Source organism: Burkholderia sp. L-4, assembly GCF_056856535.1.
In genome coordinates, this window is the sequence record NZ_JBXEOX010000001.1 from 1,473,672 (window position 1) to 1,497,595 (window position 23,924).

The 23,924-nt window shown below is 68.7% G+C and carries 22 protein-coding genes; 13 read left to right on the forward strand and 9 right to left on the reverse strand.

From position 1 onward, the window contains the following. Window positions 1-154: 154 nt before the first annotated feature. Window positions 155-691, reverse strand: a complete 537-nt coding sequence (locus AC1VVG_RS06915; protein ID WP_049032392.1) for a PadR family transcriptional regulator — start codon at window positions 689-691, stop codon at window positions 155-157. 151 nt (window positions 692-842) lie between these two features. Between AC1VVG_RS06915 and AC1VVG_RS06920 the strand changes: the two genes are divergently transcribed. Together AC1VVG_RS06920 and AC1VVG_RS06925 are read left to right on the forward strand one after the other, a co-directional pair. Next, the gene (locus AC1VVG_RS06920) at window positions 843-2,867 is read left to right on the forward strand and encodes an NADPH-dependent 2,4-dienoyl-CoA reductase (protein ID WP_034186698.1); all 2,025 of its coding nucleotides are present in this window, start codon (window positions 843-845) and stop codon (window positions 2,865-2,867) included. Between the two features lie 47 nt (window positions 2,868-2,914). Continuing rightward, the gene (locus AC1VVG_RS06925; RefSeq protein WP_049032393.1) at window positions 2,915-3,352 is read left to right on the forward strand and encodes a nuclear transport factor 2 family protein; all 438 of its coding nucleotides are present in this window, start codon (window positions 2,915-2,917) and stop codon (window positions 3,350-3,352) included. A 109-nt stretch (window positions 3,353-3,461) separates the two neighbouring features. Here AC1VVG_RS06925 and AC1VVG_RS06930 read toward each other — a convergent pair whose 3' ends face one another. Genes AC1VVG_RS06930 through AC1VVG_RS06940 form a run of 3 tightly spaced genes read right to left on the reverse strand, consistent with a single transcriptional unit; the run spans window position 3,462 to window position 5,717 of the window. Next, window positions 3,462-4,529, reverse strand: a complete 1,068-nt coding sequence (locus tag AC1VVG_RS06930) for a maleylacetate reductase (RefSeq protein ID WP_482835411.1) — start codon at window positions 4,527-4,529, stop codon at window positions 3,462-3,464. Window positions 4,530-4,536: 7 nt separating this feature from the next. Beyond that, window positions 4,537-4,839 carry a Dabb family protein gene (locus AC1VVG_RS06935; RefSeq protein WP_482835412.1) on the reverse strand — a complete coding sequence of 101 codons (303 nt, stop codon included), beginning with the start codon at window positions 4,837-4,839 and terminating at the stop codon, window positions 4,537-4,539. Beyond that, window positions 4,836-5,717, reverse strand: a complete 882-nt coding sequence (locus AC1VVG_RS06940) for an intradiol ring-cleavage dioxygenase (protein ID WP_069706040.1) — start codon at window positions 5,715-5,717, stop codon at window positions 4,836-4,838. The genes AC1VVG_RS06935 and AC1VVG_RS06940 overlap by 4 nt, the downstream gene beginning before the upstream one ends. Window positions 5,718-5,835: 118 nt before the next feature. On the opposite strand from AC1VVG_RS06940, the gene AC1VVG_RS06945 reads away from it, so the two are divergent. From AC1VVG_RS06945 to AC1VVG_RS06965, 5 genes are all read left to right on the forward strand, one after another. Then, the gene (locus AC1VVG_RS06945; RefSeq protein WP_059557035.1) at window positions 5,836-6,759 is read left to right on the forward strand and encodes a LysR family transcriptional regulator; all 924 of its coding nucleotides are present in this window, start codon (window positions 5,836-5,838) and stop codon (window positions 6,757-6,759) included. Window positions 6,760-7,104: 345 nt separating this feature from the next. Continuing rightward, window positions 7,105-9,195: a TonB-dependent receptor gene (locus AC1VVG_RS06950; protein WP_482835888.1), complete on the forward strand. Its 2,091-nt coding sequence runs from the start codon at window positions 7,105-7,107 to the stop codon at window positions 9,193-9,195. Window positions 9,196-9,206: 11 nt separating this feature from the next. Further along, entirely contained in the window at window positions 9,207-9,992 is a 786-nt protein-coding gene (locus AC1VVG_RS06955; RefSeq protein ID WP_482835413.1) for an ABC transporter ATP-binding protein, read from the forward strand. Continuing rightward, window positions 9,989-10,978, forward strand: a complete 990-nt coding sequence (locus AC1VVG_RS06960; protein WP_482835414.1) for an ABC transporter substrate-binding protein — start codon at window positions 9,989-9,991, stop codon at window positions 10,976-10,978. Before AC1VVG_RS06955 ends, AC1VVG_RS06960 begins: the two co-directional genes overlap by 4 nt. A 2-nt stretch (window positions 10,979-10,980) precedes the next feature. After that, window positions 10,981-11,988 (forward strand): FecCD family ABC transporter permease, encoded by a 1,008-nt coding sequence (locus AC1VVG_RS06965; protein ID WP_482835889.1) that lies wholly within the window; start codon window positions 10,981-10,983, stop codon window positions 11,986-11,988. Window positions 11,989-12,044: 56 nt separating this feature from the next. On the opposite strand, the gene AC1VVG_RS06970 is transcribed toward AC1VVG_RS06965, so the two are convergent. Then, a complete protein-coding gene (locus AC1VVG_RS06970; RefSeq protein ID WP_343727060.1) occupies window positions 12,045-13,424 on the reverse strand; it encodes an ATP-binding protein in 1,380 nt (459 codons plus the stop codon). Further along, entirely contained in the window at window positions 13,425-14,150 is a 726-nt protein-coding gene (locus tag AC1VVG_RS06975; RefSeq protein ID WP_367189498.1) for a response regulator, read from the reverse strand. It abuts the gene before it with no gap. A 245-nt stretch (window positions 14,151-14,395) separates the two neighbouring features. Between AC1VVG_RS06975 and AC1VVG_RS06980 the strand changes: the two genes are divergently transcribed. Further along, window positions 14,396-15,142, forward strand: coding sequence for a MipA/OmpV family protein (locus AC1VVG_RS06980; RefSeq protein WP_482835415.1), 747 nt, complete (start codon window positions 14,396-14,398; stop codon window positions 15,140-15,142). A gap of 233 nt (window positions 15,143-15,375) precedes the next feature. Then, the gene (locus tag AC1VVG_RS06985; RefSeq protein ID WP_367189500.1) at window positions 15,376-15,690 is read left to right on the forward strand and encodes a hypothetical protein; all 315 of its coding nucleotides are present in this window, start codon (window positions 15,376-15,378) and stop codon (window positions 15,688-15,690) included. A gap of 46 nt (window positions 15,691-15,736) precedes the next feature. Here AC1VVG_RS06985 and AC1VVG_RS06990 read toward each other — a convergent pair whose 3' ends face one another. The 3 genes from AC1VVG_RS06990 to AC1VVG_RS07000 form a co-directional block, all read right to left on the reverse strand. Beyond that, complete coding sequence (locus tag AC1VVG_RS06990) at window positions 15,737-16,930, reverse strand: transglycosylase SLT domain-containing protein (protein ID WP_367189501.1); 1,194 nt, start codon at window positions 16,928-16,930, stop codon at window positions 15,737-15,739. 88 nt (window positions 16,931-17,018) lie between these two features. Continuing rightward, complete coding sequence (locus AC1VVG_RS06995) at window positions 17,019-17,213, reverse strand: hypothetical protein (RefSeq protein ID WP_482835416.1); 195 nt, start codon at window positions 17,211-17,213, stop codon at window positions 17,019-17,021. A 118-nt stretch (window positions 17,214-17,331) separates the two neighbouring features. Continuing rightward, the gene (locus tag AC1VVG_RS07000; protein WP_482835417.1) at window positions 17,332-18,492 is read right to left on the reverse strand and encodes a porin; all 1,161 of its coding nucleotides are present in this window, start codon (window positions 18,490-18,492) and stop codon (window positions 17,332-17,334) included. A 488-nt stretch (window positions 18,493-18,980) separates the two neighbouring features. On the opposite strand from AC1VVG_RS07000, the gene AC1VVG_RS07005 reads away from it, so the two are divergent. Genes AC1VVG_RS07005 through AC1VVG_RS07020 form a run of 4 tightly spaced genes read left to right on the forward strand, consistent with a single transcriptional unit; the run spans window position 18,981 to window position 23,919 of the window. Beyond that, window positions 18,981-19,490, forward strand: coding sequence for a sigma-70 family RNA polymerase sigma factor (locus tag AC1VVG_RS07005; protein ID WP_482835418.1), 510 nt, complete (start codon window positions 18,981-18,983; stop codon window positions 19,488-19,490). Between the two features lie 3 nt (window positions 19,491-19,493). Beyond that, window positions 19,494-20,480, forward strand: a complete 987-nt coding sequence (locus AC1VVG_RS07010) for a FecR domain-containing protein (protein WP_200087337.1) — start codon at window positions 19,494-19,496, stop codon at window positions 20,478-20,480. Between the two features lie 54 nt (window positions 20,481-20,534). Next, on the forward strand, window positions 20,535-23,096 hold the full coding sequence (locus AC1VVG_RS07015) for a TonB-dependent siderophore receptor (protein WP_473376956.1): 2,562 nt from the start codon (window positions 20,535-20,537) through the stop codon (window positions 23,094-23,096). 55 nt (window positions 23,097-23,151) lie between these two features. After that, complete coding sequence (locus AC1VVG_RS07020; protein ID WP_482835890.1) at window positions 23,152-23,919, forward strand: hypothetical protein; 768 nt, start codon at window positions 23,152-23,154, stop codon at window positions 23,917-23,919. Window positions 23,920-23,924 lie beyond the last annotated feature (5 nt).

Genomic DNA, 23,924 nt, shown 5'->3' on the forward strand with positions numbered 1-23,924 from the left:
CGCCGCGCGGCTATTCAACGTCGGCCGCGCGGCCGATTGCCTGCGGCAGCGGGGCCGCGTGAACCGCGGCAGGCTCATCGTTACCGCGCATGCGATGCGCGAGCGCGATGCCGATCGGCGCCGAGACGAACGCCGCCCATGTTCCGTCAGCGGATCAATCCTTCGGCAGGCGCAGCGTGTCGAGCGCGTCCTGCGAAAACTCGACCCAGAACCGCTCGTTCGCGATGCCGGCCTGCAGCACCAGATGCTGCAAGCGTTTCGCGCGCGAGTCGGCGCCTTCCGGAAAATCGCGCGCCTCGATCTTCAGGTACAGGTCGAGCTTCTCCTGGTGAAGCGCGATCCGCCGCCGGATTTCGTCCTCGAGGCCCGACGGGCCGAGCACCGCTTCCGCACGCAGGCGCACCATCAACGCTTCGCGCAGCGGCGTCGGATCTTCCTGTTCGGCGATCCAGCGTCGCAGTTCCTTCTTGCCGGCCGGCAGGATCCGATAGGCACGCTTGCGGCCACGGCCCGATTCGGCGGGCAGCGATTCGATCCAGCCCGTTTCCTCGAGGCGCCCCAGTTCGCGATAGATCTGCTGATGCGTCGCCTGCCAGAAATAACCGATCGAGCGATCGAAGCGGTCGGCAAGCTCGGACCCCGAACCGGGACGTTCGGCGAGCGCGGTGAGGAGGGCGTGAGGCAAGGACATGTCGGATCGGAGGAGGCCGCGGAATGAATCGCATCTTGCCATATCGGGGCCACAGTACAAGCCAGGAATCCCGTTTATGCAACATGTTGCATAAACGGATGCGGTGAACTACCATATGTGCAACTTGTTGCATAAAAATGGAGACGCCCCGATGACATCCCGTTATCCGCATTTGACGACCCCGCTCGACCTGGGCTTCACGTCGCTCAGGAACCGCGTGCTGATGGGGTCGATGCATGTGGGACTCGAGGAAGCGCCGAACGGTTTCGAGCGGATGGCGGCGTTCTACGCGGAGCGCGCGCGAGGCGAGGCCGGCCTGATCGTCACGGGCGGATTCGCACCGAACGAGCGCGGCCGTCCGGCGCCGGGCGGCGCGATGCTGACGACCGAGGCGGAAGCCGAACGCCATCGTGTCGTGACGCGCGCGGTGCACGCGGCGGGCGGCAAGATCGCGCTGCAGATCCTGCATTTCGGACGCTACGCGTATCACCCGGCGCTCGCGGCGCCCAGCGCGCTGAAGGCGCCGATCAACCCGTTCACGCCGCATGCGTTGAGCAGCGACGAAGTCGACGAGACGATCGCCGATTTCGTGCGTTGCGCGGCGCTCGCGCAGCATGCGGGCTACGACGGCGTCGAAATCATGGGGTCCGAAGGTTACCTGATCAACGAATTCATCGCCGCGCGCACGAACCATCGCGACGACGCATGGGGCGGCGCGTACGAGAACCGCATCCGTTTCGCGGTCGAGATCGTGCGGCGCGTGCGCGAGCGCGTTGGCACGAACTTCATCGTCATCTACCGGCTGTCGATGCTCGATCTCGTCGAAGGCGGCTCGACGCTCGACGAGGTGATCCGCCTCGCGCAAGCGATCGAGGCGGCCGGCGCGACGATCCTCAATACCGGCATCGGCTGGCACGAGGCGCGCATTCCGACCATCGCGACCAAGGTGCCGCGCGCCGCGTATGCGTGGGTGACGCGGCAGCTGATGGGCAAGGTCGGCATCCCGCTCGTCGCGACCAACCGGATCAACACGCCGGAAGTGGCCGAGCAACTGCTCGCCGACGGTTATTGCGACATGGTGTCGATGGCGCGGCCGTTCCTTGCCGATGCCGAATTCGTCCGCAAGGCGCGGGAAGGGCGCGCGGACGAAATCAACACGTGCATCGGCTGCAACCAGGCGTGCCTCGACCATACCTTCAGCGGCAGGATCACGTCCTGCCTCGTCAATCCGCGCGCCTGCCATGAAACCGAACTCGTGATCCGCCCCGCCGGGCAGCGCAAGCGGATCGCGGTGGTCGGCGCCGGGCCGGCGGGCCTCGGCTTCGCGGTCACGGCGGCCGAACGCGGTCACGCGGTGACGCTGTACGAAGCCGGCGCCGAGATCGGCGGTCAGTTCAACATCGCGAAGAAGGTGCCCGGGAAGGAAGAGTTCAACGAAACGCTGCGCTATTTCCGCCGGCAGATCGAACTGCGCGGCGTGACGCTGCACGTCAATACGCGCGCGACCGCCGAGATGCTGCTGCAGGGCGAATTCGACGAAGTGGTGATCGCGACCGGCATCGTGCCGCGCACGCCGCCGATCGACGGCGTCGGCCATCCGAAGGTGCTCGGTTATCTCGACGTGTTGCGCGACGGCAAGGTCGTCGGCCGCGACGTGGCGATCGTCGGCGCCGGCGGCATCGGCTTCGACGTCGCCGAATATCTCGTGCATCGCGGCGACGGTGAACGTGTCGACGCAGCGCGGTTCTTTGCCGAGTGGGGTGTCGACCGGACGTATGCGAACGCGGGCGGTCTCGGCCATGCGCGGCCCGAACCGGCGGCACGTCATGTCCACCTGCTGCAGCGCAAGGCGTCGAAGGTCGGCGACGGGCTCGGCAAGACCACCGGCTGGATTCATCGCACCGCGCTGAAGGCGCGCGGCGTCGGGATGTCGTCGGCGGTGACGTACCGGCGCATCGACGACGAGGGACTGCACGTGACGATCGACGGCGTCGAGCGGACGCTGCCGGTGGACAACGTGATCATCTGCGCGGGGCAGGAACCGTTGCGCGAACTCGCCGTGCAGCTCGAGGCGGCCGGGTGCAAGGTTCATGTGATCGGCGGCGCGCACGAAGCCGCCGAGCTCGATGCGAAGCGCGCGATTCACCAGGGTACGACGCTGGCCGCGACGCTTTGACGCCGATTCGCTTTTCTTTCCGTTCGACGATTCAGGAGTCTACGAAGATGAATGCAACGACGCAGGTTCATCCCGCTGTCGCGAAGTCGCTCGACGCATGGCACGTGATGGTCGAGAACAAGGACTTCGGGCCGCTGGAGTCGATCGTCCACCCGGATGCCGTGTTCCGTTCACCGATGGCGTTCAAGCCGTACGGGCCGGCGCCTGCGCTGTTGATCGCGCTGCGCACGGTGATCACGATCCTCGAGGATTTCGCGTATCACCGCCAGTTCGTCAGCGACGACGGTCGGAGCGTCGTGCTCGAGTTCAGCGCGCGCGTCGGCGACAAGGCGCTGAAGGGAATCGACATGATCCGCTTCGACGACGACGGCCGGATCGTCGAGTTCGAGGTGATGATCCGGCCGTTCAATGCGCTGCAGGCGCTCGGTGCGGAAATGGGCGCGCGGCTCGGGCAGCAGATGCCGACGTTCAAGATCGGCGGGTGAGCGCAGGCGTGGCTGCCGCATGGTCCCGGCCCGTCGCCGCATGGCGTCGTTCGGCATTCGTGCGGGTTGTCTCGCCGGGGTTCGTTGGTGGGTTTGTCGCATGTGCGGGTCAGTACGCGGTCGAGCCGGGCAGGTTGCCATCGAAGGCGTCCTGCAGCAGCGCGCGCAAGCCGTCGCGTTCGATCGGGCGAGGGTTCCAGTACGGATTGGCCGCCGCGAGGTCGGCCGCGCGATCGAGATCGGCCGCCTGCATGCCGATCGCCTTCAACGACACCGGCGCGCCGTTGTCGCGCGCCAGCGCGTAGAGGCCGCGCGCGGCGTCGTTGGTCCCGAGCGCGCGGGCGATCCGCTGCATCGCCTCGGGCGCGTGCGCGGCGTTGTAGGCGAGCGCGTGCGGCAGCACGACCGTGTGGGTCGGTGCGTGCGGCAGGTTGAAGCTGCCGCCGAGCGTGTGGCAGAGCTTGTGGTGCAGCGCCATGCCGACGTTGCCGAGCACCATCCCGCACAGCCACGCGCCGTAGAGGGCATCGCCGCGCGCGGCGAGATCGGCGGGATCGCGCCGCACGCCCGGCAGGCCGCGCGCCAGCGCGCGAATGCCTTCCTCGGCGACGAGGCTCATGACCGGATTTGCGTTGTCCGCGTACAGGCCTTCCGCCGCGTGTGCGATCGCATTGAGGCCGCTCGTCACCGACAGCTCGACTGGCAGCGTCACGGTGAGCTCGGGATCGTAGATCACCGTCTTCGGCAGCACGCGTGCATCCGTGCCGGTGCGCTTGAGGCCGCCTTCGGTCAGGCCGTAGATCGGCGTCATTTCGCTGCCGGCGTACGTGGTCGGTATCGCAAGGATCGGCAGGCAGCTTTCGAGCGCGATCGCCTTGCCCAGGCCGATCGTCGAGCCGCCGCCGATCGCGATCGCGCAATCGGCGTCGCAGGATGTCGCGAACGCCTGCGCATCGCGGGCGATCTCGATCGGCACGTGCATCGTCGCGCGGTCGTACAGCCCGGCGGCACGTGCGCCGAGCCGGTCGACGATGCGTTGCGCGAGGTCGCGCTGCTCCGGCGTGCAGAGCACGATCGCGCGCTGCGCGCCGAGCTCCAGTACTTCGCGTTCGAGATGGTGCAGGCTGCCTGCGCCGAAGACGACGCGTGCCGGTCGCGCCTGATAGATGAAGTTCATGTCGTGCTCACTCCGTCGCGTAGTCGACCTGATGGCGCGCAGTGCGCAGGCCGGTCAGTGTGTCGCGTACGCGTGCGTGTTCGGGATGCGTCGCGTAGCCGTCGAGCGCTTCGCGCGATTCGAATTCGGCGACGAGAATCAGGTCGCATGCGTGGTCGGCCGCACCGAGGTCCGTGCCGATCTCGAGGTGCGTCATGCCCGGAATCCTGCCGCGCAGGCTCTCGAAAGCCGTCTTGACGCTGGCGCGCGCCGTCGCGCGCTCGTAGTCGGTTGCGCCCGCAACGTTCCACATGACGACGCGCCGGATCATGCGACCCGCTCCGCGGGATTCAGCACGAAGTCGTAGTCGAGCGTGTAGAACGGCGTGTCCATTCGCGACCCGTCGGGCGCGAGCCCGGGCGCATGCCGCACCCAGTCGGCGACGAGCGTCGAGCGCACGCCGAATACCGCGTCGGAGTCGAGATAGCGGTCGCCGTCGCGGAATACGTGCGTGATCAGCGTTTCGTAGCCGCGCGCTGCGATCATGAAGTGCAGGTGGGCGGGGCGCCAAGGGTGGCGGCCGAGCGCATCGAGCATCGCCCCGACGGGGCCGTCGTGCGGAATCGGATACGGCTCCGCGAGGATCGAGCGGAATGCGTAACGGCCGTCGGCGCCGCTGCGCAGCCGGCCGCGTGCGCGATGCGTGACGGACCCGTCGTCGGCCGGCTGCTGCACGTCGTAGTGGCCGTCTTCGTCGGCTTGCCAGACTTCCAGCGACGCGTTCGCGACGGGCGTGCCGTCGATGCTTCGCACCTGGCCGGACACGAAGCAGGGCGCGCCGCATGCGCCGTTCGCGATGTCGTCGAACATCGCGAACTCGGGGCTGCCGTCGACGTAGAACGGGCCGAACACGGTCGCCTCGGTGCAGCCGGCCGGCTTCGCATGGTTTTGCGCGGTGACGAGCGTGGACAACCCGAGCACGTCGGACAGCAGGATGAACTCCTGGCGCTTGTCGTCGGTGATGTGGCCGACGGCCGTCAGGAAGCCGATCGCGACTTGCCATTCGGCCTCGGTGAGTTTCGTTTCGCGGGCGAACGAATGCAGGTGCTGGACGAGGCTCGTCATCACCGTGCGCAGCCGCTCGTCGCGACAGCCGGCGAGCGACGCGATCACGGCCTGCGTGATGGTGTCTTCGTTGAGATTGCGCATAGGGGTTGTCTCCTGATGTCGTTCGATGGCGCGCTGACGTAACATTAATTCCTCCCGGAAACGTAAAAAAGCGGGTTTGGAGGAGTTTTGTTCTCCGTCAGGTGGAAGAATCGAACGCATGGACAAGTGGACGCAGATCGAATTTTTCGTGCAGGTGGCCGAGCTGGGCAGCCTGACGAAGGCCGCCGAACGGCTCGGCATGTCGAGCGCGGCGGCGAGCCGCTGCCTGAATGCGCTGGAGGAGCGGCTGGGCGCGCGGCTCGTCGAGCGCACCACGCGCCGCCTGTGGTTGACCGACGCGGGGCACGAGTACCACCGCCGTTGCGTCGCGATCCTGACGGAGCTGTCGGAGGCCGATGCGGCCGTCAACGCAGCGAGCGTCAATCCGGCCGGCACGCTGCGCGTGACCGCGTCGGTGTCGTTCGCGTCGATCTATATCGCGCCCGCGCTGCCGGAGTTTCACCGGCGGTACCCGAACCTGAACGTGCAGATCGTCGCGGCGAACCGTTACCCGGATTTCATCGAGGCCGGCATCGACGTGGCGATCCGCACGCGCGAGCACGAAGCCGATTCGGGCATCACCGTGCGCAAGCTCGCCGAGACGCGGCGCGTGCTGGCCGCGTCGCCCGGGTATCTGGCGAAGCATGGCGCGCCGGCGACGCCCGACGCGCTGTGCGACCATCGGCTGCTGGTCTACAACCTCGCGAACGATCCATACGTGCTGCATTTCCGCCATCGCGCGAAGACGCAGTCGGTCACGATCAAGAGCGTGCTCGATGCGAACGAGGGGCAGGTGATCCGCGCGGCGGCTCTCGCCGGGTTCGGCATCCTGATCCAGCCGCTCTACATCATCCACGACGATATCGTCGCGGGGAAGCTCGTGCCGGTGCTCACCGACTGGCAACTGCCCGCGCTCACCGTCAACATCGCGTACCAGAGCCGCCGGCACCAGCCGGCGAAGATCCGCGTGTTCACCGAGTTCCTGATCGAGCGTTTCGAACGCCTCGGGCTCGCGCGCAAGTGGAAGGAAGTCGGCCGCTGATCGCGGCCCGGCGTCGGGCGGGGTCGTGAAGTCCCGGCGCGAGTTCGCGATGCGCAACCGGCCGCAGGGCGACACGCTGTAGGTGCGGTTCAGTTTTCCGCTGTAACGGCACCGGGAAGGGCAGAAAGGCTGACAAATTCCTGACGGATCGAGTTGATATATTGTATCATCCGACGTTTTCGTCGCCGGTGGCCGGCGACGACATTCCACCCAGATCGATACGACGTGACGAAATCCGGAAACCATCTGGCGCGCGGGGAGCGGCACCATGCCGCGCAGCGCCGGAACGCGGGCGCCTGGCGCACACGCGCGGCGCGCGGCTGCACGACCCTGCTGGGCTGCGCGATGGCGACCTCCGGCGCGTTGGCCGCCGAAGCGGCCGCATCCGCACCGGACGAGCGGCATGTGCTGCCGGCGATCAACGTCAGTGCGCAACCCGTAGCAACCGACCCGCTGGCACAACCGCTCGAAACAGGCTCGCGGCTCGGGCTCGCGAGCCTCGATACGCCCGCGAGCGTCGAGACGGTCACGGCCGCCACGATCGACGCACGCGGCGATCGCACGGTGCTCGACGCGGTCACGCGCGCGGCCGGCTTCGCGAGCGCGATGGCGCCCGGCAACGGCGGCACCGCGTTGAGCGTGCGCGGTTTCAGCGGGCAGGAATCGGTGATGACGCTGCTCGACGGCGTGCGGCTGATGCCGGCGGCCGGCACGATCACGTTTCCGTTCGATACGTGGTCGGCCGAGCGCATCGAGGTGCTGCGCGGCCCCGCGTCGGTGCTGTACGGCGAGGGCGCGATCGGCGGCGTCGTGAACGTCGTGCCGAAGCGGCCGCAGCGCACGCGCCAGACGACGCTGCAGGCGGGCATCGGCCTCGACGGCGCGAAGCGCGTCGCGTTCGATACGACGGGTGCGCTCGGCGCGCGGCTGTCTTACCGCTTCTATGCGAGCGACGCGCGCGCGAACGGCCTCGCCGAGCGGGCCGATACGCATACGACGGCGCTCGGCGGCGCACTGAAGCTCGACGTGAGCCCGCGGCTCACGCTGACGCTCGACTACGACTACGGCCGCCAGATGCCGGCGACTTACTACGGCGTGCCGGCGCCGAACGGCGTGCTCGATCCGTCGCTGCGCAAGCTCAACTACACCGTCGGCGATGCGACGATTTCGTACTACGACCAGTGGACGCGCCTGTCGGCCAGTTACCGGCCCGCTGCCGGCGTGACGATCGACAACCAGCTCTACTACCTGACGTCGAACCGCCACTGGCGCAACGCCGAATCGTACGCGCTCGATCCCGCGGCAGGGCGCGTCACGCGCGGCGACTATCTCGACATCGGCCACCACCAGCGGCAGATCGGCGACCGCCTGAGCGCGCGCGTCGACGGCACGCTGTTCGGCCGTGCGAACCGCTTCGTCGTCGGCACGGAGTTCAGCCGGATCACGTTCAGCGGCATCAACAACTCGCCGTACGGCGGCGAATCGACGGTGCCCGTGCACGGCTTCGACCCCGGCATCTTCACGAGCCCCGATCCGACCGTGCCGCAATTCAGCACGCGGGCGCGGCAGGCCGCGGTGTTCGCCGAGAACCGGCTCGAAGTGCTGCCGCGGCTCGCTTGGCTGAGCGGCGTGCGCTACGACCACATCGCCTTCAGCCGCGAACAGGCGGCGACCGGCGCGGGCTTCGACAAGCGCTTCGCGAACGTCGGCTGGCGCACCGGTTTCGTGTTCGAAGTCGCCCCGACCCTCAGCGCGTATGCGCAATACACGACGGGCGCGGAGGGGCTCGGCTCGCTCGTGACGTTGTCCGCGTCACAGGCGAACTACCGGCTCGCGACCGGCGAGCAGTGGGAGGCCGGGCTCAAGCAGACGCTGCTCGACGGCCGCGCATACTGGACGTTCGCCGTGTACGACATCACGAAGCGCAACCTGCTCAGCAGCGATCCGTTCCATCCGGCGCTGCGCCGGCAGGTTGGCCGGCAATCGTCGCGCGGCATCGAGTTGACGGGCGGTGCGCGGCTGCCGCAGGGCTGGACGATCGACGCGAACGTCGCGCTGCTGCGCGCGCGTTACGACGAATTCAACCAGACTGACGGCGGCGCGACGGTATCGCGAGCCGGCAACGTGCCGTCCAACGTGCCGCAGCAGACCGCGAACCTGTGGCTTGGCTGGGCGTTCGCCGAACGCTGGCAGGCGAATGCAGGCGTGCGCTACGTCGGCGCGACCTACGGCGACGATGCGAACCGCCTGCAGGTGCCGTCGTACACGGTGTTCGATGCATCGTTGCGCTGGCAGCCGACGTCGCGCACCGAGCTCGCGCTGTATCTGCGCAATCTCGCGAACCGCACGTACGCGGTGACGACGTCGAACGGCGGCGAGCAATGGCTGCTCGGCCCGTCGCGCTCGGCGGAGCTCGTCGCGACGATGCGTTTCTAGTGCGGCGCGACATGCGTCCCGTCACCCACATGCTCGACATCGAACGCGTGAGCTGGTCTCCCGGCGGCGCGATCGACGTGCTCGATTCGGTGACGCTGACGGTCGCCGAAGGCGAATTCGTCGGGCTGGTCGGCCCGAACGGCAGCGGCAAGACGAGCCTGCTGCGCTGCATATTCCGTTACGCGCGGCCCGATGCGGGCCGCGTTGCGCTCGATGCGCAGGACGTCTGGCGCATGCGGCCGCGCGCGGTCGCGCAGCGCATCGCGGTGCTGCAGCAGGAGACGCCGGACGATTTCGGGCTGACGGTCGACGAACTGGTCGGCATGGGCCGCACGCCTCACCAGCGAGCGTTCGACGCGGAGTCGGCCGACGATCGCCGGATCGTCGCATCCGCGCTCCGCGACGTCGGCCTCGTCGCGCGCCGCGCGCAACGCTTCGCCTCGCTGTCGGGCGGCGAGAAGCAGCGTGCGCTGCTGGCCCGCGCGCTCGCGCAGCAGCCCGAATTGCTGCTGCTCGACGAACCGACCAACCATCTCGACTTGCGTCACCAGCTCGAACTGCTCGCACGCGTGCGCCGCCTCGGCATCGCGACGCTCGCGACGATTCACGACCTCAATCTCGCGGCCGCGTATTGCGACCGGCTCCACGTGCTCGCGCATGGCCGGATCGTCGCGTCAGGCACGCCGGGCGACGTGCTGACCGATGCGCTGCTGCGCGACGTATTCGGCGTCGCCGCGCTCGTCGATCGGCATCCTGTGTCGGGCCGGCCGCGCATCACGCCGCTTCATCCGGAATGACCGCCATGCCGTTTCCTTTGTCCTCCGTCGCACGCCGGCTGGTTGCCGCCGCCGCGCTCGGCTGCGCCGCCGCTCACGCGGGCGCCTATCCCGTCACCGTGCGCAGTTGCGAGCGCGACGTGACGTTCGAGCGTGCCCCGACGCGCGCGGTCAGCAACGACGTCAACCTGACCGAGATGATGCTCGTGCTCGGCCTGAAGGACCGGCTCGTCGGTTATACGGGCATCGGCGGCTGGAAGACGGGCACCGCCCGCGTGCGCGACGCGTTGCGCGGCGTGCCCGAGCTGGCGAGCCAGTATCCGTCGCTCGAGGTGCTGGCCGCCGCGCGCGCCGACTTCTATCTTGCGGGCTGGAACTACGGGATGCATGTCGGCGGCGCCGTGACGCCCGCGACGCTCGCACCGTTCGGCATTCGCACCTACGAACTGACCGAGTCGTGCTCGCACGTGATGAAGCAATCGGCCGCGTCGTTCGAGGACGTGTTCCGCGACCTGAACAATCTCGGCCGGATCTTCGGCGTCGACGCGCGTGCCGCGCAAGTCGTCGCCGCGATGCGTGCGCGTCTCGCGGCGGTGGCGCGCACGCTCGGGAAGCCGGCGCCGCTGCGCGTGTTCGTCTACGACAGCGGGACCGACAAGCCGATGACGGCGGGCGGGCTCGCGATGCCGACCGCGTTGCTGGCGGCGGCCGGTGCGCGCAACGTGATGGACGACCTGCCGCGCAGCTGGACGCAGGTGAGCTGGGAGAGTGTGGTCGCGCGCGATCCGCAGGCGATCGTGATCGTCGACTACTCGGCGGTGACGGCCGCGCAGAAGCAGCAGTTCCTGCTGAGCCAGCCGGCGCTCGCGCGCGTGGCGGCGATCCGCGACCGGCGCTTCGTCGTGATTCCGTACGATGCGGCGACGCCAGGCCCCGAGAACGTCGCGGCCGTCGAGATGCTGGCGCGTGCGCTGTATCCGGCCGCGTTCGCCGGGCCGACGCGATGAGCATGCGCGTCGTGCTGCCGGCGCTGGCCGTGCTGCTGATCGTGTCGATCGTCGTGTCGGCCGCGTTCGGTCCGGCGCCGATCGCGATGCCGGCCGCGGTGCGGATCGTGGCCGCGCACCTCGCCTCGGCGTTCGGCGAGACTGGCGCGGTCGCGGCGAGCGCGGGCGACGACAGCATCGTGTGGCTGATCCGGATGCCGCGCGCGCTGCTGGCCGCGACCGTCGGGGCGACGCTGGCGGCGGTCGGCGTCGCGTTGCAGGCGGCGACCGCGAATCGTCTGGCCGATCCGCATCTGCTCGGCGTGAGCGCGGGCGCGATGCTCGGCGCCGTCGCGGTCACGGTGGTCGCCGGTGCGGCGTTCGGCCCGTTCACGTTGTCGGCCGCGGCGTTCGCGGGCGCGCTCGCGGCAACCGCATGCGTCGTCGCGCTCGCGCACCGGGCCGGCCGGCTCGAATCGGACCGGCTGTTGCTCGCGGGCGTGTCGGTGTCGTTCATGATGGCCGCATTCGGCAATCTGCTGCTGTATCTCGGCGACCAGCGCGCCGCATCGTCGGTGCTGTTCTGGATGCTCGGCGGCGTGGGGCTCGCACGCTGGGGCCTGTTGCCGGTGCCGGCCGTGTGTGCGGTGCTTGCCGGCGGCGCGCTGTACGCGCGACGGCGCGAACTGAACGCGCTGATGTCGGGGGATGTCGCCGCGGCGTCGCTCGGCGTGCCGAGCGCGCGGATGCGGCGCGAGGTGTTCGTCGTCGCGTCGTTCGCGACGGGCGCGATGGTCGCGGTGAGCGGTGCGATCGGCTTCGTCGGGCTCGTCACGCCGCATCTGTGCCGGCGAGTCGTCGGCGCCGAGCACGGTCGGCTGCTGCCGGTCGCCGCGCTGACGGGCGCGATCCTGCTCGTGTGGGCCGACGTCGCGGCCCGCACGCTGGCCGCGCCGGAGGATTTGCCGATCGGCATCGTGACGGCGCTGTTCGGCAGCCTGTTCTTCGTCGCGCTGCTGCGCCGCCGCTGAGCGGCGAGCAATCGGATCCGGTCGGGTGGCGGCGGGGCGGCGGCCCACCGTGCCTGTCATCGCGACGGCGTGGCCGTGCGCTTGACGTCGCCGGGCGCGTCGGCGCGTGTATCGGTGCCCGTCATGTCGAAAAGGCTGTCCGGCAGTGTCAGCGCGGGCAGCGTGATCACGAAGCGTGCGCCGCCGAGCGGCGAATCCTCGAGCCGCACGTCGCCGCCGTGCACCTGCGCGACGCGCCGCACGATCGCGAGCCCGAGCCCGAAACCGCCGGTCTGCCGGTCGCGGCTGGAGTCGAGCCGCTGGAACGGTTCGAACACGCGCGCGCGTTCGGCGACCGGAATGCCGGGGCCGTCGTCGTCGACGCTGAGCACGAGTGCGCCGCTCGCGTCGCCGGCAGCGGCCAGCAGGACCTTGCGCGACGCATAACGCGCGCCGTTGCGGATCAGGTTCAGCAGCGCGCGGGCGACGAGCTTCGGATCGCACACGTGAGTCGCGGGCGCACCGAACGCCGATACGTCGAGCGTGATCCCGCGATCGGCGACGTCGTTCGCGACGTTGCCGGCGACACTGTCGATCAGCGCGTCGACGACGATCTCCATCGGCGCGAGTTCGCTCGCCCCCTGTTCGAGGCGGCCGATCGTCAGCAGCTCGGTGACGAGCTCGTCGAGTTCGCGCACGTCGCGCCGCAGCGCATCGCGGCGCTCGCGCATCCGTCCGGTCTCGTCGGGTTCGGCGAGCAGGGCGAGCCCGAATTCGAGCCGCGCGAGCGGCGTCTTCAGTTCATGCGAGATGCCATGCATCATTTCGCGCTGCTGCTTGATCGACGCCTCGATGCGCTCGGCCATGTCGTTGAACTGCCGCGACAGCTCGTAGATGTTCGACTTCTTGCCCGCCAGCTTCACGCGCGTCGACAGCTTGCCAGCGCCGAACGCGCGCGCGGCATCCTGCAGCCGCCGAATGTCGCGCCAGTGATAGTGAATCCACAGCACGACCGCAAACAGCGCCGCGAGCGCGAGCAGCAGGTACGCATAGATCCGGATGTCGAGATCCGGCGGCTCGATCGGGCGCGCATGCAGCACCGAGCCATCCGCGAGCGGCATGTAGTAATCCTTGCCGTTGTAGCTGATCGCGATCCTGCCGGCATCGAGATCGCGCAGCGGTGCGCCGCTCAGTTGCGCGCGCGCGTCGGCCATCGACATGAAGCCGAACCCTTCGTTGCCGTGCAGCGCGAGTTCGCGCAGTGCAAGCTCGCGCTGCGCGCCCGGATGGCGCTCGAGGTAGTCGTTCAGCACGAACGAATAGGTCGTCAGCGAATCGCGCTGCGCCTGCGCGACGCGCTCGTAGAAGATCCGGTCGAACGCCAGCTGGATGAACATGATCGACGCGGCGACGCACACGATCACGATGAGGTACAGCCTGATCAACGGGCGCAGCATTTATTCGTCCCACGCGGAAGGGCTGAACAGATAACCGCGACCCCAGATCGTCTTGATCTTGTGCGGCTCCGACGACGCATCCTCGAAGCGGCGGCGCAGCTTCGAGATACCCGAGTCGACCGAGCGGTCGAGCCCGTCGAATTCGATCCCGCGCAACTGCTTCAGGATGTCGTCGCGGCTCAGCACGGTGCCGGCCGCGCGCGCGAGGATCAGCAGCAGGTTGAATTCGGCCGTCTTCAGGTCGACCGGCTCGCCGCGCCACGTGACGGTGCGGTTCGGCGGCGAGATCGTCAGTTCGCCGAACACGAGCGCCTCCGGCGCGGCGACGGGCGCTTCGGCCGCGGCCGTTTGCGCGCGGCGCAGCAGCGCACGGGCGCGCGCGACGAGCACGCGCGGCTCGATCGGCTTCGTCACGTAGTCGTCGGCGCCGGTCTCGAGGCCCGCAATCTGGTCGTAGACGTCGGCGCGCGCGGTCAGGATCAGCACGGGGACGTTGGTGAACGCGCGGATGCGCCGGCAGACTTCCATCCCGTCGAGGTTCGGCAGCATCAGGTCGAGGATCACGAGGGCCGGCTGGTGCTCGCGCACGGCCGCGACGGCAAGGTCGCCGCGCCGCACGACCGTCACCGCGAATTCGTAGCCGTCGAGGTATTCGCGGACGAGCTGCGCGAGACGGTCGTCGTCCTCGATCAGCAGCACACGGTATTTGAGCGGGTCTTCGTTCATGGTCTCCTCGGGATGCGCGCGCCATCTCGCACCCGGCAGGCTGATGGGCGGCGCGGCACGCGAATTCTATCCGGCGTACGGGAGGGCGGGGGAGCGGGGCGACAATCTCGAACAATCGAACACAATTGAGCACAGATTCTCCGCACATTCAGGACAGTCGCGGCGCAAGGCCGCACCTAGACTTCGGGCTCCGTCACTCTGATCTCAATATTGTGCGCCCCCTACTCCGCCGCTATCGTTATTGCATGCCGCTCGCCGGCCTGACCCTCGCCGCCGCCGCCCACGCGGAAAACCAGTATTCGCTGTCGCTCGGCGGCGGCTTCGCGCCACGCTACGCGGGCAGCAACCAGTATCGCGGCGTCGTCGCACCGTCGTTCTCCGCGACGTTCGGCAACGGCTTCTTCATCGACAGCACCGAGGGCGCGGGCTACAAGCTGAACCTGCCGCACGGCGTGTTCGTGTCGGCGGCCGTGAGCTACGACGCGGGCCGCGCGGACGAGAACCGCTTCGACCTGCCGGGCTCCGACTACCTGAAGGGCATGAGCCGGATTCCGGGCTCGGTGCTCGTCGGCGTGCGCGCGGGCGTGACGCTCTTCGATGCGGCCGAACTGAGCGTCGCGATCGATACACCGGTGACGCACACGTCGCGCGGCGTGTCGGGGCACGTGGATCTCGCGGTGCCGGTGCTCAAGACGTCGCAGCACGAGATCATCGTGACGGGCACCGTGCACGCGGGCTCGGGACGTTACATGCAGACGTTCTACGGCGTGACCGATGCCCAGTCGATGACGAGCCGGTTCCGGCCGTATTCGACGAGCGGCGGGATCGACAGCGCGTCGATGGCGCTCGCGTGGAACTGGACGCTGTCGCGGCACTGGTCGGTGCTCGCGACCGGCGGCGTGACGCGGCTGCTCGGCCGCTACGGCGACAGCCCGATCGTCCAGTCGCGCAGCAATTACTACGGGATGGCGGGCGTGACCTACACGTTCTGATCGGGCCGGCGCGACATGCGCGACCGGGCGCGCATCCCGGATGCGCGCGCCTTCGCGCCGGTCAGCGTGCGGTAACATGCAGGCGGCTTCGGCACCGGGCCGAAGCCGCCGAAGCCGCGATACCGGCGCGCCGCATCGGCGCGGCCGGTTGGGCGCGGGACCGGTCAAGCATGCAACGCCCGGCCGGCGACGAACGCCGCTCATGTTTCGCCGGGCGCGAAAGGGAGAAACCGATGAAGAAGACGATCGCGATGATGACGGCGCTGGTTGCGGGCGCAACGTTTGCGGGATGTGCGGACATGAACACGAAGGTCTCGAGCGCAAGCGGCGCGCCGGCCGGTGCGCCGCAGGCATGCAAGGCGGACGCGGGGCAGGACGACGCGCTGGTCGGCAAGACCGAGGCCGATGCGGCGGCGCAACTGGACGGCTGCCTGTGGCGCGTGCTCGAGCGCGACGGCAAGTCGCTGCCGGGTACGATGGATTACCGGCAGGAGCGCCGCAATCTCGGCATTCACGACGGGAAAGTGATCTGGGTCCGGCGCGGGTGATGTGACGGCGCCGGCGTGACGCGCTACCCGTGCGATCGGGGGCGCGTCACTTCGAGATGTACCACAGCGCATCCGTACTGACGCGCGAAGGCTGGGCGGCCGGTGCCTGGGCCGGCGCGGGCGGCGGCGTGTTCGACGTGATGGCCGTCGGCAGCGTGGCGGGAAGGTTCGCCGTCGATGGCGAGGCGGCCGTCGATCCCGACGTCGACGGCGTATCCAGATACCACAGCGCATCGGCCGAAGCCGTGCGTTTCGACGCCGTTCCCGCTGCCGGATTCGTGGCGGTACCGGCGGACTTCTTCGAAGCGGCGGCCGCGCCCGCCGTACCGGCCTGCGCGGTCATGGCCGCGCTCCCGGCTGCCCCACGCTGCGCACGCGCCTCGAACGGCCCGAGCTGGAAGATTAACGTTTGCGCGGGACGGGTCAGGACGGCATACGGAAACTGCAGCTCCCACGACATCAGCACGCGCCCGCTCGACGTCTCGGTGAAGATCGCCGGCACGTGCTTCATGTCGCTGAACTGCACGTAGATCCGCGCGCCGTCGTCGAATACCTGGGTCGGCTTGGCCTGGTCCGCGCCTGTGACCGTCCAGCCGAAGTTGTACGTGCCGGCCGGGCCGGCGGGGCCGCCCTGCGGCGACGGAGGCGGTGGAGCCGGCGAGACCGTGCGCGGGCGCGTGACCGGCGGCGCCGACACGCTCAGGCTCGCGAACGGGTTGTACGCCTGTGCCTGTTGCGGCGGCGTGAAGGAGGGGGGCAGGATAGGCATGGGAGTATCCGGCGAATCCGGCATGGTTCGGATTGCATCATAGACCTTGCGCGCATACGCGAGGCGCTTGTCGGGCGACGCGGAGTTGTACGCGCCGATCGCGTTCCAGTTGGGGCCGAGCTGGCGGATGTTCTGCGACAGGATCCACGCGCCGACATACGCGTTCGTGCACGCATCGAACAGGCTTTCCCGCGTGATGCCCTCGCGCGCGAGCGTCGGCAGCCACGTGCTGTTGATCTGCATCAGCCCGATGTCGACCGTGCCGTTCGTATTGGTGTTGACGGCGTTCGGATTCATTCCCGATTCGACCTGCGCGATGCCGCGCATCAGGCTGACGCTCACGTGCTGGAACGCGGCCGCGTCGTCGAGGCAATCGGCCTGCGCGACACCCTGCACCGCGCACGACAGCGCGATCGTCGAGGCGATTTTCAGCGTTTCGCGGCTGATCGGACGGATGGTATGACGCGGCATGGCAGGTTGGGGCGCAATCCGGGCGCCCGGTGCAAGGAAATGACGTGAGACGCGAAGTGTGCCATAGCGGGCGGGCAAATGGCTCGCGTCAAACTTTCCTTTGCATTTGCGCACGCGTTCGCCACGCATTTTTATCGCGTCGGATCACGCGGCGCGACGACATCTGATCGGTAAAAAGGGCCGGATTTTCGGTGAATGCCGGTGCGACGGCGGCGATCGAAACCTGACGCACGACGTCAGCCGTCTCGTGTGCGCCGTATCGAATTGCGTGAAAGGATTTCACCGGGCCATCCCTGTCCGGCTCGAATTCGAATAAAAGCGGAAAAACAACGGCGGCCGAAGCCGCCGTTCACGTCCCGCGGCTTCGACCGGCCGCATCGCGTGCGACCGGTCGCTTCCCATCAGAAGCGGTGACGCAGGCCGAGGTTGACCATCGTCTGCGAGCTGGTGCCCGCATAGCCGTACGAACCGATCGACGCCTGCGCGGCCATCGAGCCGCCCTGGCCGTCGCCGGTCTGGCCGCTCGCATGCTGGTAGGCGGCGGTCAGGTAGACGTCGGTGCGCTTCGACAGGTTGTAGTCGGCGCCGGCCGATACCTGGTGATAGGTGGCCGACGTGTCGCCGCCCGAGCGCGTGTAGCTGTAGCCGACGCCGACGAGCAGCGCGTTCGTCGCCTGGTAGTTCACGAAGCCTTGTCCGGTGTTGTAGTGCTCGTTCGAGCCGAACACCGAGCTGGCGTCGCGGCGGTATTGCGCGTTGCTGTAGCCGAGGCCGAACGTGAAGGGCCCGGCGACGTACTGGCCCGCGATGCGCGCGATGCCGAGCGAGTGGGCGCTCGCGTAGCCGCTGTTGATCGGGCCGTCGAAGGTGCCGTCCGACGAGCTGGTCCAGCCGCTGCGCAGGCCGTTCGACGCGGGGCTGTTGGTCGCGTGGAAGTAGCCGCCCGCGACGCTGAACGGTCCGCTGTTGTACGACACGGCGGCCGAATACGACTGCGCGGCGCCGGTGCTGCCCGCGATGCCGCCGAACGAGTACATCGCCGCGAACTGCAGGCCCGCATAGACGGCGGACGTGTACTTCACCGCGTTGTCGACCCGGAAGCTGTTGTCGTAGTTGTCGACGTCGCCCGGCGTCGCGAACACGCTGCCGAGATAGTTGTCGGCGGTGATGCCCTGCACGAGATCGACGAGCGGGTCGTACTGGCGGCCGAACGTGAGCGTGCCGTAGCGGTCGCTCGTCAGGCCGACGAACGCCTGCCGGCCGAACATGCGGCCGCCCTGGCCCTGGCGCCCGTTGCTCGGGTCGAAGCCGTTCTCGAGCTGGAACAGCGCCTTCAGCCCGCCGCCGAGATCCTCGGTGCCTTTCACGCCGAAGCGGCTGCCGGCCAGGTTGCCCGCGCTGCTGTTGCCGAGCATCCACGCGTTGTCCTTGCCCTGCGCGTGGTTCACGTAGGTGATCGACGTGTCGATCACGCCGTACAGCGTGACGCTCGATTGCGCATATGCGACGGGTATCGCCGCGAACGACGCGACGGAAATCAGCGAGAGGGTCGTGCGTTTCATTTCATCTCCTTGCGCATGGGCGGCTTGTGTTCATGATCCGGAATGGCAGGAGACTACCGAGCCGCAATGGAACGGCAAAAACGAAATTCTCCGTTGTGGTCTGACGCAGACAGGGGTGTTCTTCGAAATGCACCGTTGAGGGATTTGGATTATTGAGAATCTCGTATCAATGCGTTGGCGTTTCGTGATTTCGCCATTGCATTTTGCGTCTCCCGCGACAATGCCGGGCAATCGAACGGGGAATCGCGGCGATTCGAATATTGTTATTGATCCGTCAAATAATTATTGAATGAATTGAATGGGCCGGACCGCAATGCGTGTGTTAAAGACAGGTCGCCCGCGGCCGGCGACGGCAGCGCGGCTTCGCTACCTGGCGCGACCCGATCGCCGCCGTGCGCATCGAAACCGCGGCCGCAGGCTTGCTTTTGTATATAATAATCATTCTCATTTACAGAATCGTTGACGCCCGCGCACCCCGGAACCCGGCCATGTCCGCTGACAAGCTGTCTCTCCATCGAGAAATCGACGCCCTTTATGCCGGCCACCATGCGTGGCTGCGCGGCTGGCTGAGCCGGAAGCTCGGTTGCGCGCATCGCGCGGCCGATCTGGCGCACGACACGTTCATGCGCCTGCTCGCACGCGACGAGCCGATCGACGCCGACGAGCCGCGCGCGTTCCTGACGACGGTCGCGCAGCGCGTGCTGAGCAATCACTGGCGGCGCGAGCAGATCGAGCGCGCGTATCTCGACGTGCTGGCGCAGCGCCCCGAAGCGCATGCGCCGTCGCCGGAGGAGCGGGCCGTCGTGCTCGAGACGCTGCTCGAAATCGACCAGCTGCTCGACGGCCTGCCGCTCGCGGCGAAGCGTGCGTTTCTGCTCGCGCAACTCGACGGCCTTACCCAGGCCGAGATCGCGCGCGAACTCGGCGTGTCGCTCGCGACGGTGAAGCGCCATCTCGTGAAGGCCGGCACGCAGTGCTTCTTCGCGATGGCGGCCTGACCGATGGCCGTGCCACGCGCACCGGCGGTGCCGCCGCACGTCGCACGCCGCGCGGTCGAATGGTGGGCCGACCGGCAGTCCGGCCGCGCCGACGAGGCGTTTGACGCCGCGCTCGCGCGCTGGCGCGCCGAGGATCCGGCGCATGAAGCGGCATGGCGTCATATCGAGACGATGCAGGGCCGTTTCGGCCGCCTCGCGGCCGGGCTCGACGCGCAGGCCGCGCATGCGGCGCTGCTGCCGCCGCGTGCGGGCCGCCGCCGCGCGGCCGTGAAGACGCTGGCCGTGCTGCTGTTCGCGGGCGCCGCCGCCTGGATGGCCGAGCCCGCGCGGCGCGCGGCGATCTGGCCGGCCGACCTGCGCACGGCGGTCGGCGAGCGGCGCACGGTGACACTCGCGGATCGCACGGTCGTCGTGCTCGATACCGATACGGCGCTCGACGTGCATTTCGACGACACGACGCGCCACCTGCGCCTGTTGCGCGGCACGGTCATGGTGACGAGCGGCCATGACGATCGCGAGCCCGCGCGGCCGCTCGTCGTCGCGACCGCGCAAGGCGAGTTGCAGCCGCTCGGCACGCGCTTCGCGGTACGGCAGCGCGACGGTGCGACCCGCCTCGAGGTGTTCGCCGGCGCGGTGCGCGTGCAGCCGGCCGGCGCGACGGCCGGCACGCGCGTGATCGCGGCGGGAGAGGGGGCGGATTTCACGCGCGATGCGATCGGCGCGCCGGCGCCGCTCGATCCGCATGCGTCCGCATGGACGGGCGGCATGCTGGTCGCGTCGCGCATGCGGCTGGCCGATCTCGTCGCCGAGCTCGACCGCTATCGGCGCGGCAGCCTGCGCTGCGATGCGGCCGTGGCCGACCTGCGCGTATCGGGCACCTATCCGCTCGACGATCCCGCGCGCGTGCTCGACACGCTGAAGGCGACGCTGCCGATCGACATCCACTACCTGACCCGCTACTGGGCGACGGTCGTGCCGGCCGGTTCGTGAGCGCATCGACAAAAATTTCCGCCGGCTTGAGCTGTTTTTCGCGGTTCGCGTGACATGGGTATTGAAAGCAGCATTGGCCCATCGTCCACCGACTCTCCGCTCATGGTTTCCATCCGTCTCACGTATCGGCGCCGTCCGGCGCCCGCCCGTCATCTGCCGCGCGCGGTCGCGCCGGGCCGTCTTGCGCGCCGACTTGCCGGTGCGGTCCTGCTGTCGGCGCTGCTGCCGCTGCCCGCGCTGGCCGACACCGACGCCGACGCGGCGCCCGCGGCACAGCGTGCGCCGCGCCGCGCGTTCGACGTTCCGGCCGGCCCGCTCGAGGCCGCGCTGAACCGGTTCGGGCGCGACGCGGGCATCCTGCTCGCGTTTCCGGCCGAGTTGACGGCCGGTCTGACGAGCGGCGGCGTGCACGGCCGGTTCGACATCGACGGCGCGTTCGATCGCCTGCTGGCCGGCACGGGGCTCGTCGCGCTGCGCCAGCCGGGCGGCGGCTACACGCTGATGCGCGCGGACGGTTCGGCGGCCGGAACCGTGGCGGCCGGCGTCGCACCGGCCGCCGAGCTGCCGGCGATCAACGTGCGCACGAGTGCGTTGCGCGCCGAAAGTTATCGCGCGCCGAAGGAAGCGGGCGTGCTGCGCTCGGACATTCCACTGCTCGACACCGCGCAGGCCGTCAACATCGTGCCCGCGCAGGTGTTGCGCGACCAGCGTCCGCGCAATCTCGACGACGCGCTCGGCAACGTGAGCGGCATCACGCAGGGCAACACGCTTGCAGGCACGCAGGACACGATCATGAAGCGCGGCTTCGGCGGCAACCGCGACGGCTCGATCATGCAGAACGGCATGCCGCTCGTGCAGGGTCGCGCGTTCAACGCGGCGGTCGACAGCGTCGAGGTGCTGAAGGGCCCGACGTCGCTGCTGTACGGGCTGATGGATCCGGGCGGGATGATCAACGTCGTCACCAAGCAGCCGCAGCTCGCGCGCTACAACGCGATTTCGCTTGGCGCATCGACGTTCGGACACGGCAAGAACGGCGGCGGCGCGACGTTCGATTCGACCGGGCCGATCGGCGATTCGCGGCTCGCGTACCGGCTGATCGTCGACCAGTCGAACGAGCAGTACTGGCGCAACTTCGGCGAGAACCGGCAGACCTTCGTCGCGCCGTCGCTCGCGTGGTACGGCCGCGACACGCAGGTCGCGCTCTCCTACCAGTACCGCAAGTTCCATACGCCGTTCGATCGCGGCACCGCGCTCGATCCGCGCACCAATGCGCCGCTCGACATTCCCGCGCGGCGGCGCATCGACGAGCCGTTCAACAACATGGACGGCGAATCGCATCTCGCGCAGCTGACCGTCGATCACCAGTTCAACGCGGACTGGAGCGCGCATTTCGGCTACAGCTACAACCGCGAGACCTACGACGCGAACCAGCTGCGCACGACCGGCGTCGACCCGGTGAAGGGCACGATGACGCGCAGCAACGATGCGACGCACGGCTCGCTCAGCACCGACAGCTACGGAGTCGGCTACGTGAACGGCAAGCTGACGCTCGCGGGGATGCGTCACGACGTGCAGGTCGGCTTCGATACCGAATACCGCCGCATCTATCGCAAGGACATGCTGCGCCAGGCCGTGAAGACGCCGTTCAGCTACATCGATCCGGTGTACGGGCTGCTGCCGCCGTCGAGCACGGTGTCCGCGAGCGACAGCGACCAGACCGACACGCTGCACGATGCGTCCGCGTTCTTCCAGGATACCGTTCACCTCACCGACAAGTGGATCGTGTCGGGCGGCCTGCGCTACATCACGTACAACCAGGTCGCGGGGCGCGGCCGGCCGTTCAAGGCGAACACCGACCTGAGCGGCTCGAAGTGGCTGCCGCGCGCGGGCGTCGTCTACAAATGGACCGACACGTTCTCGCTGTACGGCAGCTACTCGCAGTCGCTGAAGCCATCGTCGTCGATCGCGCCGATGGCGTCGGGCTACATGATCGACGGCTCGACGCCGCCCGAGGAGGCGACCGCATGGGAAGTAGGCGGCAAGCTCGACCTGCCGGGCGGGATGACGGGCACGCTTGCGCTGTTCAACATCGACAAGAAGAACGTGCTCGTGTCGCAGTACAACGACGCGACGAAGCTGACCGACTGGCGCACGTCGGGCAAGGCGCGCTCGCGCGGTGTCGAGCTCGACGTGTCGGGCAGGATCGGCGAACGCGTGAACGTGATCGCGAGTTATGCGTACATCGACGCGAAGACGACCGAGGATCCGCTGTATGCGGGCAACCAGCTGTGGAACGTCGCGCGCCACACCGCTTCGCTCGCGGCCGTCTACGACTTCGGCACGATGATCGGCGGCGACGACCTGCGCGTCGGCGCGGCCGCGCGCTATGTCGGCGCCCGTCCCGGCGATTCGGCGAACAGTTTCACGCTGCCGTCGTACGTGCTCGCCGACGCGTTCGCGACCTACGACACGCGGATCGGCAAGCAGAAGCTGTCGTTCCAGCTGAACGTGAAGAACCTGTTCAACCGCACGTACTACCCGTCGAGCGCGAACCGCTACTTCGTCGCGATCGGCGACGCGCGACAGGTGTCGCTGCTGACCACGCTGCAGTTCTGATCATGCAATCGCCGCGCGGCCGGTGCGCCGGCGCGCGGCCATGGAGAACATTCCGATGAACCTGAAGACGAAGACCGGCGCCCTGCGCGCCGTTGCCGCCGGCGCGCGGCGCCGCGCGTTGCGCGCGATCGCGGGCGCGGTGCTTGCGCTGGGCGCGGGCGTATCGGCTCCCGCGTCCGCCGCCGCGGCCGACGCACCGGCGGCCGTCACGCGCGTCGCGATGCTCGTGCAGCTGCGCGGCCCGAACCTGAAGGCCGACGAACGCATCGGCCGGCATCTTGGCGAACGCGGCTATGCGGTGCGCCTGATCGACGAGTCGGCCACGCCCGATGCGGCGCGCGACGCGGACCTCGTCGTGATCTCGTCGACGGTGTCGTCGAAGAACGTGCAGCCCGGCTGGCGCACGCTCGACAAGCCGCTCGTGACCTGGGAAAACGACCTGCTCGACGATCTCGCGATGTCGGGCAAGCGGCACGACGCCGACTTCGGCGAAACGGGCAAGGAGCGCTACCTGTGGCTCGTCAACGCACCGCATCCGATTGCGGCCGGCTTGCCGGCCGGCGCCACCAACGTGTACGGCAAGCAGGCGCCGATGAGCTGGGGCAAGCCGGGGCTCGGCGCGATCACGATCGCGACCGTGTACGGGCAGCCCGACAAGGCCGCGATCTTCGCGTACGAGAAGGGCGCGACGATGGACTACGAAGCGCTCGCGCCGGCGCGCCGCGTGATGTTCTTCCTCGACAACGATACGTTCGCGAACCTGTCGCCGGCCGGCGTCGCGCTGTTCGACGCGGCCGTCGACTGGGCGGCCGGGCGGCGTTGAGCCGC

Coding starts and splice junctions, on each gene's coding strand:
- AC1VVG_RS06920 (WP_034186698.1), top strand. CDS start 843: ATGACATCCCGTTATCCGCATTTGACGACCCCGCTCGACCTGGGCTTC.
- AC1VVG_RS06965 (WP_482835889.1), top strand. CDS start 10,981: ATGCGCGTCGTGCTGCCGGCGCTGGCCGTGCTGCTGATCGTGTCGATC.
- AC1VVG_RS07010 (WP_200087337.1), top strand. CDS start 19,494: ATGGCCGTGCCACGCGCACCGGCGGTGCCGCCGCACGTCGCACGCCGC.
- AC1VVG_RS06940 (WP_069706040.1), bottom strand. CDS start 5,717: ATGCGCAATCTCAACGAAGACACCATCACGCAGGCCGTGATCGCGTCG.
- AC1VVG_RS06960 (WP_482835414.1), top strand. CDS start 9,989: ATGACCGCCATGCCGTTTCCTTTGTCCTCCGTCGCACGCCGGCTGGTT.
- AC1VVG_RS07015 (WP_473376956.1), top strand. CDS start 20,535: ATGGGTATTGAAAGCAGCATTGGCCCATCGTCCACCGACTCTCCGCTC.
- AC1VVG_RS06930 (WP_482835411.1), bottom strand. CDS start 4,529: ATGAACTTCATCTATCAGGCGCGACCGGCACGCGTCGTCTTCGGCGCA.
- AC1VVG_RS07020 (WP_482835890.1), top strand. CDS start 23,152: ATGAACCTGAAGACGAAGACCGGCGCCCTGCGCGCCGTTGCCGCCGGC.
- AC1VVG_RS06980 (WP_482835415.1), top strand. CDS start 14,396: ATGCCGCTCGCCGGCCTGACCCTCGCCGCCGCCGCCCACGCGGAAAAC.
- AC1VVG_RS06955 (WP_482835413.1), top strand. CDS start 9,207: ATGCGTCCCGTCACCCACATGCTCGACATCGAACGCGTGAGCTGGTCT.
- AC1VVG_RS07000 (WP_482835417.1), bottom strand. CDS start 18,492: ATGAAACGCACGACCCTCTCGCTGATTTCCGTCGCGTCGTTCGCGGCG.
- AC1VVG_RS06990 (WP_367189501.1), bottom strand. CDS start 16,930: ATGCCGCGTCATACCATCCGTCCGATCAGCCGCGAAACGCTGAAAATC.
- AC1VVG_RS06975 (WP_367189498.1), bottom strand. CDS start 14,150: ATGAACGAAGACCCGCTCAAATACCGTGTGCTGCTGATCGAGGACGAC.
- AC1VVG_RS06915 (WP_049032392.1), bottom strand. CDS start 691: ATGTCCTTGCCTCACGCCCTCCTCACCGCGCTCGCCGAACGTCCCGGT.
- AC1VVG_RS06935 (WP_482835412.1), bottom strand. CDS start 4,839: ATGATCCGGCGCGTCGTCATGTGGAACGTTGCGGGCGCAACCGACTAC.
- AC1VVG_RS07005 (WP_482835418.1), top strand. CDS start 18,981: ATGTCCGCTGACAAGCTGTCTCTCCATCGAGAAATCGACGCCCTTTAT.
- AC1VVG_RS06950 (WP_482835888.1), top strand. CDS start 7,105: ATGGCGACCTCCGGCGCGTTGGCCGCCGAAGCGGCCGCATCCGCACCG.
- AC1VVG_RS06985 (WP_367189500.1), top strand. CDS start 15,376: ATGAAGAAGACGATCGCGATGATGACGGCGCTGGTTGCGGGCGCAACG.
- AC1VVG_RS06945 (WP_059557035.1), top strand. CDS start 5,836: ATGGACAAGTGGACGCAGATCGAATTTTTCGTGCAGGTGGCCGAGCTG.
- AC1VVG_RS06970 (WP_343727060.1), bottom strand. CDS start 13,424: ATGCTGCGCCCGTTGATCAGGCTGTACCTCATCGTGATCGTGTGCGTC.
- AC1VVG_RS06925 (WP_049032393.1), top strand. CDS start 2,915: ATGAATGCAACGACGCAGGTTCATCCCGCTGTCGCGAAGTCGCTCGAC.